The following is a 14,092-nucleotide window of genomic DNA, read 5'->3' on the forward strand; positions in this document are numbered from 1 at the left end:
GAATTGCGGTCTCAGGAGGTGCGAGGCTTGCCCGCGATTGATCGTGAGACGATCCCTGTTACAGCTCAATACTCATTCCGTCGTAAGCCACCTCGACATTTCGTCGTACAAGTTCGGCACGTTCGGCCGAGTCTTCATCGAGTATCGGGTTGGTGTTGTTGATGTGGATAAGCACTTTGCGCTGCTTGGGCAACCGCTCCAGCACGTCCAGCATGCCGCCGGGGCCGTTCTGTGCCAGATGTCCCATTTCCCGACCGGTTCGGGTGCCGACGCCACGACGCTGCATTTCGTCGTCATCCCACATCGTGCCGTCCACCAGCAGGCAGTCGCTGCCAGCCATGATTTCCAGCAGCGGTGCGTCGACCTTGCCCAGGCCAGGGGCGTAGAACAGCTTGCCGCCGGTGCGCAGGTCTTCGATGATCAGTCCGATGTTGTCGCCGGGGTGCGGGTCGAAGCGATGCGGCGAATAGGGCGGCGCGGCGCTGCGTAGTGGCAGGGGGGTGAAGCGCAGGTTCGGGCAGGCCGGGATGGTGAGTGTGCCGTCGAGCTCGATACGATTCCAGCTCAGCCCGCCGTTCCAGTGAGTGAGCATGGTGAACAGCGGGAAGCCGGTGCTCAGGTCTTCATGGACCATGTCGGTGCACCAGACCTGATGCGGGCAACCTTCGCGCAGGCTGAGCAGGCCGGTGGTGTGATCGATCTGGCTGTCCATCAGGATGATCGCGCTGATCCCGGTATCGCGCAGGGCGCGGCCCGGTTGCATCGGATCGAAACTCTGCAACTGTGCGCGGATGTCCGGCGAGGCGTTGCACAGCACCCAGTTCACGCCATCATCGGAGATCGCGATGGATGATTGAGTACGCGCCTCGGCCCTCAGGCTGCCGTCGCGAAAGCCTGCACAGTTCACGCAGTTGCAGTTCCACTGCGGGAAACCACCGCCGGCAGCGGAACCCAGAATCCGGACAAACATGACCGCTCCTTCACACAGAAGCTGAACATAAAAACGCCCCGGCTGGCCGAGGCGTTGCACTGCGCTACAAATTAACGGTTTGCGAAGTACATGGTGACTTCAAAGCCGATACGCAGGTCGGTGTAAGCGGGTTTGGACCAGGACATGGTGTTGCTCCTTCAGGTGGGTGGGACGGTTGACACCTACACATAGAGTCCACCTCCAGTGGGAGATTTCAGATGCTCAGGTGGCTATCTTGGCAAGTTCCAGCTGGTGATTAGCCTCTGCTCTTGAAGCAAGCTTATTGCAGCCCGGTAATGATCATTTTGCCACTTGCCAGGAGTCATCCGGGGACGGCCCGTTGGCTAGACACCTCCAGCCGCCTTCGGCCTGATTCAGTCGGTGAGCGGCGTCCAGCACTGTGCGTCGGTCCAGCGTCAAAACAGCCTTTTGCAATGGCTCCAGGTAATCCAGCGGATGGCCGGCCAATCTGCCTTGCCACAGCAGTTCAGCGGCTTGGGCGACGGGCAGGGCGCTGCTGTCCAATTGTGCCGCGAGTGTCTGACGCTGGTGAATGAAAGACGAATCATCAATAGCCAAGATTAGTTCAGGAATCCGCTGAAGGAAGATTTCGATGTGTTCGAGGATGTCGCGCAATGAAGTGCCTGGTGACTGCACGCCGAACACTAGCCCGGTTTGCCCATTGATCTGCCGCACCGCGTTGAAGACCGCATAACCCAGTTGCAACTCCACCCGCAGGCGCTGGTAGAAAGGTGACTGGCAAACCTGCGCGAGTAAACGCCAGGCGGCTTCGTCGGCAATGTCCTGGGTGGGTGTCGGGCAGAACAGCAACAGCGCGTGTTCGCTGGACTCGGTTGGCACCTCACTCCATAGACGCTGTGAGCGAATCGATCGCGCAGGTGATACCTGGTTGTCGGGGATGCCCGGCATTCGGTTCAGTGCGCCACTGATCGCGGTCTGTGTGTGGGCAGGCAAACCTAGTGCCAACCCATCCCAGCGAGCGCTCGACCAGAGTTGTTGCAGTTCGGTCACAGTGACTGCCTGCTGCGCTGGCTGCTGGGAATATCCCAGGCAATGCTCGGGCAGCGCTTTTAGCAACTGCCGAATGGGGATCAGCGGGGGAGTCCTGGTTGGCTCGCCATGTTCTTGCCAGAAGTCGGCGTCGGGTTTTGTCAGACGCTGCAACGCCTGTTCGAGAATCGCCGGCATCGGCCCATGAACGCCGGACAGTTTCAGCAGCCATTCATTGCCCTGCGCGCTGAAGGAAAAATCGACACCGGCCTGACGGGCGTCTTCTCGCAAGTCCGACAGGCTGCTTTCGAGCTTCGGCTGAAGGCTGGCCTGCATCGCAGAGTCCAGGCGCCAGCGCAGGTAAACAGCGGCTTCGCCGGTATTGTCTGGCAGTTGCTGGCTGAAAAGCATGCTCGAATTATCACGCCGCCCGCGCGAGCGATCCTGGGCAAAGGTCCGCAGGCCGCGGTGAGCGCTGGTTTGCCCGCGAATCAGCCCGGCCCGGGCGGGTGCAGTGACTTGGCGTAGAAAGGGGTTGGGCGGTGGCAGCTGCCAGGCGCCTGCTGGTTTATCTACAGAGGTTGGCTGCATCTGCTTCAAGAGTGCTTTGAGTGCGGCGACACCTTGTTCGCTCAAGCCCGGCTCCCATTGCTCTTTGTCCAGACGGGCCAGCTCCAGTGCGCCGCTGACCTGCTGTTTGCGCTGTTGCAGCAAGGCATATTCCTCGCGCAATTGAGGCCAGTCAGCGTTCTCGTTGAAGAAGCTGAGCCAGTCGAAAAACAGCTCATGAATCAACGGATGTTGTTTCGATCCGCTGGCGGTGAGTGTGAATTCAATGTTCAACAACGCTTGCCCGGCGAACTGGTACAGCGGCGCGGTTTTCAGGGTATCGATCAGTTGGCGACCTTGTAACCCGGCGAGCAACCCGCCGGGTTTTGAGGCGTTTAGCCACGTACACAGAAAGTCCAGCGCCTCTGGTGATGAGTCGGGTAGCTGCTCGAAGGCAAACAGCAGGTTCAGACAGTGCTCGCCAGCTTGTTGATAACGGGTGTCGGCGGTCGCCATCAATGCAGGGGGCGCACTCTGCATCACCTTCTGGCCGGTGGCGAGGGTAGCGCTGAACGCCTCCGCCAGGGCCTTCAACTCGCTAACAGGCTGTGGCCCAGCCAGGCTCAGGGTCATTTGACCGGTCTGATAGAAGCGTTGATAGAACGCGCTCAATGCCTGCTGGAAAGCCGGGTGCGGTACCGGCAGGCTATAGCGATTCCCGGCATGAAAGGCCCGCAGCGGATGGGCCGCAGAGAGGCCATTGAACAGGCTGAACTGTTGTTGCGCCGATGCATTCCGAGACCAGGCGATAAACTCGGCGTGCAGCACTTCCCGTTCGCGCAGTTGATCGGCCTGGTGCAGGCGTGGGTGGGCAAGCATGTCGCTCAAACGCTCGACTCCACCTTCAAACACCTGTGCAGGCAATTCGAAGAAAAAATCCGTGGTGCGCTCGCTGGTGCGCGCATTCACTTGTCCGCCGTGACCTTGCACGTAGGCCATCAATCCTTGGTCTGCGGGAAAACGCGCGGTACCAAGAAATAACAGATGTTCGAGGAAGTGCGCGAGCCCGGGCCAGGCGAGCGGCACGTCGTGGCTGCCAGCGGCAACTCGCAACGCGGCTGCGCAGCGCTTCAAATGTGGTGCGTGACGCAGTGAAACCTGCAGCCCGTTGGCCAGGGTTTCAGTGTGATGGTGGGGGTGGTTCAGCGCGGGCATGAGCACTTCCAGGACAGAGAAGCACTCATGCTAGCGGATAACGTCCGATCAGCGCTTGTTCAGGTCGCCATAAAGCTCGGGGCGGCGGTCAAGGAAATAGCGATTGGCAGCGCGGGAGTCGAGCATCAACTGACGATCCAGCGTTCCGGCGATCAGCATTTCATCGAGACCGGCCTGGGCGATGCGAGTGCCATCTGGCGCGGCAATGCTGCTTTGGCCGCAGTAGTGGATGTCACCTTCATCGCCGCAGTAATTGGCGTAGGCCACATAACACTGGTTTTCGAAGGCGCGAGCGCGGACGGTGACGTCGGCAATAAAGTCATATGGCACCATATTCGCCGTTGGCACCAGAATCAGCTCGGCACCGGCCAAGGCCAGGCGGCGGGCGTTTTCCGGGAACTCCAGGTCATAGCAGATCAAAAAGCCGAGTTTCCAGCCGTTCAATTCCACCAATGGAAATTCATCCGGGCCGGCGCTGAACATCGAGTGATCGAGTTCGCCGAACAAGTGCGTCTTTCGGTAGTTGCACAGGCTTTGGCCCTTGGCATCGATCACTTGCACGGCGTTGTAGATCTGACCGTCGTCGGCCCGCTCCGGGTAGCCATAGAGAATGGCGATACCCGAAGCCTTGGCGATGCCCGCAATGTGTTGCGCCGAGGCCCCGTCTCGCGCCTCGGCCAGAGCGCCGACCGCCTCGACACCGATGTTGTAGCCGGTCAGGAACATCTCCGGCAGCACCAGCAAATCAGCGTCCTTGGCTTTCATCGCCAGTTTTTGCAGACGTTGCAGATTACCCGCGACATCCAGCGGTAGCGGCGGGCATTGGTAGAGAGCTACGCGCATATCGGACTCCCGTTACTCGGCCAGTGCGATCGGGCCGATTTCATGGAACACGTCGCCCGGGCCCGGGTTTTGCGCATGAGTTTCGCCACCGAAGTGTTTCATGATGCCCCACACCGCATTCAACGACGTCTGTACCGCGCCTTCAACCCACGCCGGCGTCCATGAAACATCGTCGCCCGCGATAAAGATCCCGCGCTGCTCAACGGGCATGTCTTGCTGCATGAAGTGCGCGTACATACGCTGGTTGTAGCGATAGTGACCCGGCAGTGCACCCTTGAAGGCGCCGAGGAAATGCGGATCGGCTTCCCAGGACACAGTGATCGGATCGCCGATGATGCGCGCCGCGATGTCGACTTTGGGGTAGATCTTCTTCAACGCGTCAAGCGCCAGCTTCACGCGTTTTTCGATCGGTTGCGGAAGCATTTTCAGTGCGTCGCTCATCCACGAGTACGACAGGCAAATAACCCCCGGCTTATCGTCGCCGTTGTCGAACAGGTAGGTGCCACGGGTCAGGCGATCGGTGAGGGTCATGCTCATCAGGTCGCGACCGGTTTGCGGGTCCTTGTCCTTCCAGAATGGCCGGTCGACCATCACGAAGGTTTTCGACGACTGCATGTAGCGCGTGCGGTCCAGTGCCATCCACATTTTCTGTGAGAACAGCGACTCTTCGCACTCGATCTGGGTGGTCAGCAACCAGCTCTGGCAGGTGGTCAGCACCGCAGCGTATTCGCGGGTGTCGCCCCAGTTATCGGTGACGCTGAAGCGGCCATCGGCGGCGCGGGCAATGCGTTTCACCCCGGTACGCGGTGCGCCGCTGTGCAGCGAGCTCAGGCTGGTGCCTTCCGGCCAATGAGCACAACGCTCGGGTGCATGGCGCCAGATGCCCAGCGGCACTTGCTCGACACCACCGACCACCAGGTGCTGGTGGTCATCGCAGTTGGTCATGACCACGCGGAAGATTTCCAGCATCGAGTTGGGGAAGTCCGAATCCCAGCCACCGGTGCCGAAGCCCACCTGGCCGAACACTTCGCGGTGATGGAACGACAACCTGGCGAAGGCTTTGGAGGTGGCGACGAAATCGTAGAACGTGCGGTCATCCCACAGTGGGACCAACGTGTTCCACAACTCTTTGAGACGTGGCACATCGCGGTCGCGGATCGCTTGCTGGATCTCGCCGAAGCGCGAACCTTCCTCCAGTGCATCAGCCCAGGCGTCGGCGACTTCCTGGAACAGCGTCGGCAGGTCGGCGAGTTTTTGTGCGTAGTGGGTCTGGCCTTCGAGGTCGATCACTGTGCTGCCCGAGGCGGGCGTCAGTGGGTTGGGGAAGGGTTTGGTTTCCAGGCCGAGTTTGTCGACATAGTGGTAAAACGCGGTGGACGACACCGGGAAGCGCATGCCGCCCAGTTCGGCGATGACTCCTTCAGCTCCTTCAAAGGCCTGAGAGCGCAAACGGCCACCCATTTTCGAGGCTTCATACACCACGGGTTTCAGGCCCAGCTTCATCAGCTCGTAAGCCGCCACCAGCCCGGCGATCCCGGCACCGACGATCGCCACTTCGGCGCCGTGGTTTTGCACCGGAATGCTACCCAGGCCTGCCGGATGCTCGATCCAGTCATCGAAAGCGAAGGGGAAGTCCGGGCCGAAAATAGTGACTGGTTTTTTACCGTCTGCAGGATGGCGATTTTTCTTGTTCATGGCTGACCTTGCTGTCGACTCGGCGTTGAGCGCTGAGTATAGGAAAAGATGACAGCCATTCTAGGGAGCCTGGAGCACGTTAATAAGACGCAATGTGTCGTCAATCTGGATGCTAATTTAGCAATATGACGAGAATGTTGAGCTAAATGAATGTTTGGCTCAATGTGCGCAGGGGATAATCGCCGTCCCCAAAGGCTCGGTTAAACCCTTAAACTGGCTGCCCACGATCAATCTTGCTGCTGAGGATGATCGAGGTCGTGGTTTTCTCTACGCCATCGACGCTGCCGATCTGGTCGAGCAACTGGTCGAGCTGTTCCGGCGAATCGGTGCGCAGCCACGCCACGTAATCGAACTCACCGCTGACCGCACACAGTTGCTGGACCTGAGCCATGGCGCTGAGCCGTCGCAGCACTTCCTTGCCGGAGCGCGGTTGCACGGTGATCCCGACGTACGCCTGCAACCCGCCATCGACCACCCGCTGACCGAGACGTACGCCGTAGCCGGTAATCACCCGAGCCTTTTCCAACCGCGCCAGCCGTGAGGTTACGGTGGTGCGGGCAATGCCCAGCTGCCGGGCGAGCATGGCGACGCTTTCACGGGCGTTGATCTGCAGCGCAGCGATCAATTGGCGGTCGATCTCGTCGAGAACGGGAGGGCGGGTGTCAGGCAAGGTCTTCTCCGGCAGCATGCATCAGTGGACGAGCATGTTACAGACTCGCACGCACCGATGCTCACAGGAGCGAATCGCTTACTTGCGCTGCAATTGTGCGTAGTTTTGTGGTGTGACCAGTTGCGTAGCGATCCACACATCACCTTGCAGGGCTTCGTGGTTGATCAGCTTCACGGCCGCGTCGAGGGAGCCTGCGCCAATCGCCACCGGGTCGCGGAACACACTGACAGCGAGTTGGCCTTTTTTCAGCGCCTGCAAACCATCAGGCGTACCGTCGATGCCACCCACCAGAATGTCATCGCGCCCGGCCTGACGCAGGGCCATGGCCGCGCCGATGCCCATCTCGTCATTGTTGGCGGCCACGGCATTGATGGTCTGGCCTTTGGTCAGCCATTCGTTCATCAGGTCCATGCCTTTCTCGCGCTGCCAATCGCCGGATTGTTCTTCGACGATGTTGATCTGCGGGTACTTGGCCAGTACCTCCTTGACCCCGCTGGTGCGCTTGCCGGTATCGCTGTGGGCGAGGCGCCCGAGTATCACCGCGAGGTTGCCTTTGCCGCCCATCTTCTCGGCGAGGTATTGCATTTGCATGCGACCGATGGCGTGCTCGTCGGTGCCGACGAAAACTACGCCGGCCGGCAAGGTTTCCACTTCAGGACGGCTATTCATGTATACCAGCGGGATGCCGGCAGCGATGACTTTCTCGCTGATCTTCCTGGTGGCCGAGGTATCGGCGGGGTTGACGATGATCGCGTCGACCTTCTGGCTGATAAAGCTCTCGACCTGACTCAGTTGGCGCACCACATCACTGCCGGAATCTTCAATTTGCAACCTGGCACCGCCCGGCACCTGTTTGGCGCGGTCCTGCATGGCCTGCACCAGATAGGAAATGTAATTGTCGTACTGACCCACGGTGACTCCGATGCGTAACTCGGCCTGGGCAGAAACGGACAGCAGCAGTGCGCATACACAGCCGAGAAAACGCATCATGTCGTTTGATCCTTTTTATTGTCGGGTGGTGCAGAAAAGCTGCGCTCAGGAGTTATGGGTCTCACACTATTTAAATAAATATTCCAGATCAATACGGGCTGGAATTTTATGTTTTTAGTGAGGAGCGTGCCTGCGGCTGATCTCGGAACCGTCCATGAGATTTCTTGCAGCAATTGGACTGCGGCAAGTCCCGGTCGGCATGATGTGATTGCTTATGCGTTGCCTGAGTAAACGCTGAATCGCAGAAACGCAAAAGCCGCGCAGTGCGCGGCTTTTTTGTTTGGTGGGCCCAGCAGGACTCGAACCTGCGACCAAGGGATTATGAGTCCCCTGCTCTAACCAACTGAGCTATAGGCCCTTGGTAGGCCGCGGATTATAGCGATGGTTTCTCGGCTGTGCTATCCGAAAAATCCGAAACGTTTATATGAAGAAAGCTTGTGGCGAATTCGTCGGCAGGGAGGGGAACGCTGACGATGTAGCCCTGGATCTGTTCGCAGCCCTCGGCGGCGAGGAATTCCTGCTGCGCCAGAGACTCGACACCCTCGGCGATGATGGTGAATTGCATGCTGCGACCCAACGCGATGATGGCGCGGACGATGGCCGCATCATGGGGGTCGTCAGGCAGGCCGCGGACGAAGGATTGGTCAATTTTCAGGAAGTCCAGCGGCAGGCGCTTGAGGTAGCTCAGGGAGGAGTAGCCAGTTCCAAAGTCGTCGATAGCCAGTTGCACGCCCAGTCGTTTGAGTTGATGCAGGACTTCAAGCGCTTCTTCGGCCTGGCTCATGATGAAGCTTTCGGTGATTTCCAGTTGCAGGAAACCGGGTTTAAGGCGGTTATCTTTAAGCAGCTGTTCGATCCGGCTGAGCAGGTTCGGTTGACGCAGTTGAGCGCCGGCCAGGTTGACCGATAGCGGGCCGAAGCCGTCGTAGTCCCTATTCCACGCGAACATCTGCTGACAGGCCTGCTCCAGTACCCAATCGCCAATTTGCAGGATCATGCCGTTTTCTTCGGCCAAAGGGATGAAGTGCTCGGGCGGTACGTCGCCGAAGTTTGGGTGACGCCAGCGAATCAAGGCTTCGGCACCCACTACACACCGGTCCTTCAGGCTGATTTTTGGCTGGTAATAGAGACATAGCTCATTGCGCTCGATGGCGCGGCGCAGTTCATGTTCCAGCGCTATGCGTTCACTGGCCTGGGCGGTGAGGTCACGAGTGTAGCTTTCAACCCGGTTGCGGCCCTTGGCTTTGGATCGGTACATGGCTGCGTCGGCATTCTTGACCAGTGTGGCGACGTCACAGCCGTCCTTGGGGTAGAGGCTGGTACCAATGCTGGCACTGATGAAAAACTCGTGCTCGCCGGCCTGGAAGGGCGCAGCAAAGCAATTGAGCAGCTTGGTGGCGATGTGTTCAGCGTCACTGGCTTGCTGCAGGCCGGGAAGCAGGATGATGAACTCATCGCCCCCTAGTCGGGCCACGGTGTCGATGTCGCGCAATTGCTCTTTCAAGCGCACGGCAATGCCTTTGAGCAGCAGGTCGCCGACCGGGTGACCAAGGCTGTCATTGATATGCTTGAAACGGTCCAGGTCGAGGAACAGCACGGCGCCCTGGCCGCCGTGCTCTTGCTGGCCGTTCAGCGCCGTCAGCAAGCGACTTTCGAACAAGGTGCGGTTGGGTAGACCGGTCAGCGGGTCATGGTGGGCCTGGTAGTCGAGACGCGCCTGGGCGTGCTTCAAACTGGATATGTCCGCGAACACCGCAACGAAATGGGTGATGAGTCTGTCCCGGTTGCGCACGGCGCTGATGGTCAGCCAGCTTGGATACAGCTCACCATTTTTGCGTCGGTTGGAAATCTCCCCCTGCCAATGACCTTCGGCGGTCAGTTGATGCCACATGGCCGCATAGAAGGCGCTGTCGTGCAAGCCTGAGGCAAGTAGCCTGGGGGTATGGCCCAGGGCTTCGGTTTCGCTGTAGCCGGTGATTTGCGTGAAGGCCCGGTTGACCGCGCTGATGTGTTGTTGCGTATCGGTGATCAAAACCCCTTCGGCGGTGCTCTCGAACACCGTGGCGGCTTGTTGCAGTTTTTCCTGCATCAGGTGGCGATCGGTGATGTCTCGGGCAATCGTCAGCATGCAGTCCTCGCCGGCAATAGGCAGTGGGCGACTGGAAAGCTCGCATAAACGGATCTGCCCGTCGTTTCGGCGGATGTGGCAGCTGAAGTCGCGTACAAAGCCGTCTCGTTGCAGCATCTCCAGCAACTGTTTGCGTTCGTTCAGGTTCACCCAGATACCCAGTTCCAGTGTGGAACGGTCCAGGGACGTCGCACTATTGAAGCCGGTAATGCGACTGAAACCCTCATTGACTTCAATCAACCGGCCATCGCGCTGGCGGCTCAGCAGCAGGCCGTCGGGCGATGCATGGAAGGCTTTGGCGAATTTCTCTTCGGAGGTTTGCAGTTGTTGCTGGGTTTCTTTGAGTTGACTGATGTCGCGCACCACCACCACCAGTGCGGGGGTAGTGTCGAGTTCGAACGGTTCGGCGGAGATCAAACCGGTGAACACCTGCCCATTGTTACGTCTGAATGGCATCTCCAGATTGCGAAGACTACCGCCCTGCAAACGCTGCAAGAGAACGGGGCCGACGCCCTCTATCCCCCAGATATTCAGGTCGGTGGCGGATTGGCCGATGACTTCCTCGGCACTCAGGCCTATCTGCTCCTCAAAGGCTTCATTGACCTCCAGCAAACAGCCGTCGGACAGCCGTGCGATCACCAGAATGTCCGGACATTGCTGAAATACCGACGCGAACTTCTGCTCGGACAGACGCAAGGCCTCTTCGGTTCTCTTGGTTTCACTGATATCGATCATCAAGCCGCGCAGAACCGGTTCATGGCCATGTTCAATCAGGCTGACGATATCGCGAACCCACAGGCAGCGGCCGTCGGCGGTGATGACGCGGTAGTCGAGGCTGTGATCACGGCCAAGCAATACCTCATGGTCGCAAAAGGCCTGGGCTCGAGTCAGGTCGGCGGGATGAATGATGTTGCGCCAAAAGCCTGGAATCAGCCATTGATACAGGGGATAGCCGAGCAAGTCTTCGGCATGGGGTGATACATAGCTATAAGTGAAGTCGCTGATACGGGCTTCCCAGGCAATCGCTGAAAGGCTCTCTACCAGCCCGCGGTAATGGTATTCGCTGCTGCGCAGCTCTTGTTCCAGCGCAACCCGGCGGGAGATCTCCGAGCTGAGTCGGTGATTGATGCGGATCACTACCGCCAACACGGTGAACAGCAGAAGGACGCCGGGCAGGCCGTAGAGCAAAAGGTCGGACCAGAAAGTGCGGTGGTCGAGGACGTTCCCCACCCAATGTTCCTGAATGGCGTTGATTTCTGCAGGGCTCATATCCGCCATTACTTTATCGAGGATGCCGATCAGAATCTTATTGCCTTGTGGTACGGCCATCGCCAATTGATAGCGATAAGGCGTTTCGCCGCTGACGTAGAGCCCATCGAGTTTGAGCTGCCGCAGACTCCAGATACTGGAGGCGAGATCGCCCACGACCGCATCCACCTGATCGGTAGCGAGCGCCTCCAACGCTGAACTGACATTTGGCAAAGCGACCAGATTCAGGTCTGGATGGTGTGCGCGCAATAGTTCATGAGGGGCGTAGTTCTCCACCACGGCAATTTTCAGGCCGTACAGATCTTCGATTTTTTGTGGTTGTGCCCCACGTTCGTGAGCAAGAATCACGATCGGAAAGTCCAGATAGGGGCGGGTGAAGGACAGGTAGCGCTGGCGCTCAGGCGTCGACATGATCCCTGGCAAGAGGTCCAGCTTGCCTTGTTTGGCCTGTTCCAGCACCTCGGTCCAGCTGACTGGCTCAATGGGGATGACTTTGATGCCCAAGCGTTCCTTGATCAGCTTGATGTAGTCCGCCGCCAGCCCCTGGTAGCGGCCCTCTTCATCGCGATACTCGAAAGGTGGCCAGGACGCATCGACACCCAGACGCAGTTCCGGGTGGGTCGTAAGCCAGCTACGTTCTTCGTCGGTGAGCGTCAACGCGCCGGCCGTTGAGGTCCAGGCAAGCAGTGACAGCAAAAGCACGGCCAGCATTCTGGGCATAACGGTCTCGTTATGGCTCGGGGGGATTGTTTCGAGTGTAGACGGGCATTTTGGCGGGAGTGAAGTGCGGGGGATTTAATCTGTTGAAAGCAAAACCCCCAGCAGGGCTGGGGGTTTTTTGATCACTCGTCGAGGAAGGAGCGCAAATGCTCGCTTCTCGTCGGGTGGCGCAGCTTGCGCAACGCCTTGGCTTCAATCTGACGAATCCGCTCGCGGGTAACGTCGAACTGTTTACCGACTTCCTCAAGGGTGTGGTCGGTATTCATGTCGATGCCGAAGCGCATGCGCAGAACCTTGGCTTCACGGGCAGTGAGGCCGGACAGTACTTCGCGAGTCGCTTCTTTAAGGCTCTCAACAGTGGCGACATCGATTGGCGACTGCATGGTCGAGTCTTCGATAAAGTCACCCAGGTGGGAGTCTTCGTCATCACCGATCGGGGTTTCCATGGAGATCGGCTCTTTAGCGATCTTCAATACCTTGCGGATTTTGTCCTCAGGCATTTCCATGCGTTCGCCCAGCTCTTCCGGAGTCGGCTCGCGACCCATTTCCTGCAGCATCTGCCGGGAAATACGGTTGAGTTTGTTGATCGTCTCGATCATGTGCACCGGAATACGGATGGTGCGGGCCTGGTCGGCGATCGAGCGAGTGATCGCCTGACGGATCCACCAGGTGGCATAAGTCGAGAACTTGTAGCCGCGACGGTATTCGAACTTGTCCACCGCTTTCATCAAGCCGATGTTGCCTTCCTGGATCAGATCGAGGAATTGCAGGCCACGGTTGGTGTACTTCTTGGCGATGGAGATCACCAGACGCAAGTTCGCTTCAACCATCTCTTTCTTCGCGCGGCGGGCCTTGGCCTCACCGATCGACATGCGACGGTTGATGTCCTTGATCTCGGCAATCTTCAAACCGGTTTCTACCTCGAGCGCAGTCAGCTTCTGCTGGCAACGAACGATATCGGCTTGAAAGCGACCAATGGCTTCAGCGTATTTGCTTTTGCCTTTGGCCAGTGCGTCGGTCCAGCTTTCGTCAACTTCGTTGCCCGGGAACTGGCGCAGGAAGTCGGCACGCGGCATGCGTGCATCACGAACGCAGAGCTGCATGATCGCGCGCTCTTGCTGACGCAGACGATCGAGAGCACTACGCACACGCTCAACCAGGCCTTCGAATTGCTTCGGAACCAGTTTGATCGGCATGAACAGCTCAGCCAGGAGCAACATTTCGGCGATTGCCAGCTTGTTGTCGCGACCGTGCTTCTTCAGCGCCTTGCGAGTGACTTCCATCTGATCGGACACTGCGCCGAAACGCTGTGCAGCGATGATCGGATCCGGACCGCTTTCGGCTTCTTCTTCGTCATCAGCGCTGGCTTCGGCGTCGTCGTCGTCGGAATCGTCATCCGCTTTCACGGTTTTCGAATCGACAGGCGGCGGAACTTCGGCGGCAGGCGGCGCAATGCCGTCGTCCGGGTCGATATAACCGCTCAGAACGTCGGACAGGCGGCCACCTTCGGTGGTGACGCGAGTGTACTCGGAGAGTATGTGGTCAACCGTGCCAGGGAAGTGCGCGATTGCGCCCATCACTTCACGGATGCCCTCTTCGATACGTTTGGCGATTTCGATTTCGCCTTCCCGTGTGAGGAGCTCAACTGTACCCATTTCACGCATATACATGCGCACGGGGTCAGTGGTGCGGCCAATGTCGGTCTCAACCGCTGCCAACGCTGCGGCCGCTTCTTCAGCGGCTGCCTCGTCGGTATCGGCGTCGGCCAGCATAAGGGCGTCCGCATCCGGAGCACTCTCGTGTACGGGAATCCCCATGTCATTAATCATGCGGATGATGTCTTCCACCTGTTCCGGATCTGAAATATCCTCCGGCAGGTGGTCGTTGACCTCTGCGTAAGTCAGATACTTCTGCTCACGACCCAGGGTGATCAACTCTTTGATACGAGACTGCTGTTGCGCTTTTCCGGACATAACACCCTATCCACTGAAGGTCTTGGCGGGCAAAAAACAAGCCGAGGATTATACCTGAG

At 58.6% G+C, this 14,092-nt stretch carries 9 protein-coding genes and 1 tRNA gene; all 10 read right to left on the reverse strand.

The window, feature by feature from the left end; all coding sequences use genetic code 11:
• Window positions 1-58 precede the first annotated feature (58 nt).
• The gene (pqqB, locus tag AC07W5_RS03235) at window positions 59-970 is read right to left on the reverse strand and encodes a pyrroloquinoline quinone biosynthesis protein PqqB (protein ID WP_495022772.1); all 912 of its coding nucleotides are present in this window, start codon (window positions 968-970) and stop codon (window positions 59-61) included.
• A gap of 71 nt (window positions 971-1,041) precedes the next feature.
• Window positions 1,042-1,116 (reverse strand): pyrroloquinoline quinone precursor peptide PqqA, encoded by a 75-nt coding sequence (gene pqqA, locus AC07W5_RS03240; RefSeq protein WP_020295432.1) that lies wholly within the window; start codon window positions 1,114-1,116, stop codon window positions 1,042-1,044.
• Between the two features lie 154 nt (window positions 1,117-1,270).
• Window positions 1,271-3,745 carry a pyrroloquinoline quinone biosynthesis protein PqqF gene (gene pqqF / locus AC07W5_RS03245; protein WP_495022773.1) on the reverse strand — a complete coding sequence of 825 codons (2,475 nt, stop codon included), beginning with the start codon at window positions 3,743-3,745 and terminating at the stop codon, window positions 1,271-1,273.
• A gap of 48 nt (window positions 3,746-3,793) precedes the next feature.
• The gene (locus tag AC07W5_RS03250; protein ID WP_494990575.1) at window positions 3,794-4,588 is read right to left on the reverse strand and encodes a carbon-nitrogen hydrolase family protein; all 795 of its coding nucleotides are present in this window, start codon (window positions 4,586-4,588) and stop codon (window positions 3,794-3,796) included.
• A gap of 12 nt (window positions 4,589-4,600) precedes the next feature.
• Window positions 4,601-6,283: a flavin monoamine oxidase family protein gene (locus tag AC07W5_RS03255; protein WP_495022774.1), complete on the reverse strand. Its 1,683-nt coding sequence runs from the start codon at window positions 6,281-6,283 to the stop codon at window positions 4,601-4,603.
• A gap of 208 nt (window positions 6,284-6,491) precedes the next feature.
• Window positions 6,492-6,953, reverse strand: coding sequence for an Lrp/AsnC family transcriptional regulator (locus AC07W5_RS03260; protein WP_008067391.1), 462 nt, complete (start codon window positions 6,951-6,953; stop codon window positions 6,492-6,494).
• A gap of 78 nt (window positions 6,954-7,031) precedes the next feature.
• Window positions 7,032-7,943 carry a sugar ABC transporter substrate-binding protein gene (locus AC07W5_RS03265; RefSeq protein WP_495011964.1) on the reverse strand — a complete coding sequence of 304 codons (912 nt, stop codon included), beginning with the start codon at window positions 7,941-7,943 and terminating at the stop codon, window positions 7,032-7,034.
• Window positions 7,944-8,224: 281 nt separating this feature from the next.
• Window positions 8,225-8,301, reverse strand: a tRNA-Ile gene (locus tag AC07W5_RS03270).
• A 15-nt stretch (window positions 8,302-8,316) separates the two neighbouring features.
• On the reverse strand, window positions 8,317-12,060 hold the full coding sequence (locus AC07W5_RS03275; protein WP_495011963.1) for an EAL domain-containing protein: 3,744 nt from the start codon (window positions 12,058-12,060) through the stop codon (window positions 8,317-8,319).
• 122 nt (window positions 12,061-12,182) lie between these two features.
• Window positions 12,183-14,033, reverse strand: coding sequence for an RNA polymerase sigma factor RpoD (gene rpoD, locus AC07W5_RS03280; protein WP_494990571.1), 1,851 nt, complete (start codon window positions 14,031-14,033; stop codon window positions 12,183-12,185).
• Window positions 14,034-14,092: the final 59 nt, after the last annotated feature.

The sequence above is a fragment of the Pseudomonas sp. GW821-FHT01E05 genome (genome assembly GCF_059422425.1).

What these genes read in the sequence shown, in the direction of transcription:
- pqqB (WP_495022772.1), bottom strand. Translation starts at nt 970, where the DNA reads ATGTTTGTCCGGATTCTGGGTTCCGCTGCCGGCGGTGGTTTCCCGCAG.
- pqqF (WP_495022773.1), bottom strand. Translation starts at nt 3,745, where the DNA reads ATGCCCGCGCTGAACCACCCCCACCATCACACTGAAACCCTGGCCAAC.
- AC07W5_RS03250 (WP_494990575.1), bottom strand. Translation starts at nt 4,588, where the DNA reads ATGCGCGTAGCTCTCTACCAATGCCCGCCGCTACCGCTGGATGTCGCG.
- AC07W5_RS03255 (WP_495022774.1), bottom strand. Translation starts at nt 6,283, where the DNA reads ATGAACAAGAAAAATCGCCATCCTGCAGACGGTAAAAAACCAGTCACT.
- AC07W5_RS03265 (WP_495011964.1), bottom strand. Translation starts at nt 7,943, where the DNA reads ATGATGCGTTTTCTCGGCTGTGTATGCGCACTGCTGCTGTCCGTTTCT.
- AC07W5_RS03275 (WP_495011963.1), bottom strand. Translation starts at nt 12,060, where the DNA reads ATGCCCAGAATGCTGGCCGTGCTTTTGCTGTCACTGCTTGCCTGGACC.
- rpoD (WP_494990571.1), bottom strand. Translation starts at nt 14,033, where the DNA reads ATGTCCGGAAAAGCGCAACAGCAGTCTCGTATCAAAGAGTTGATCACC.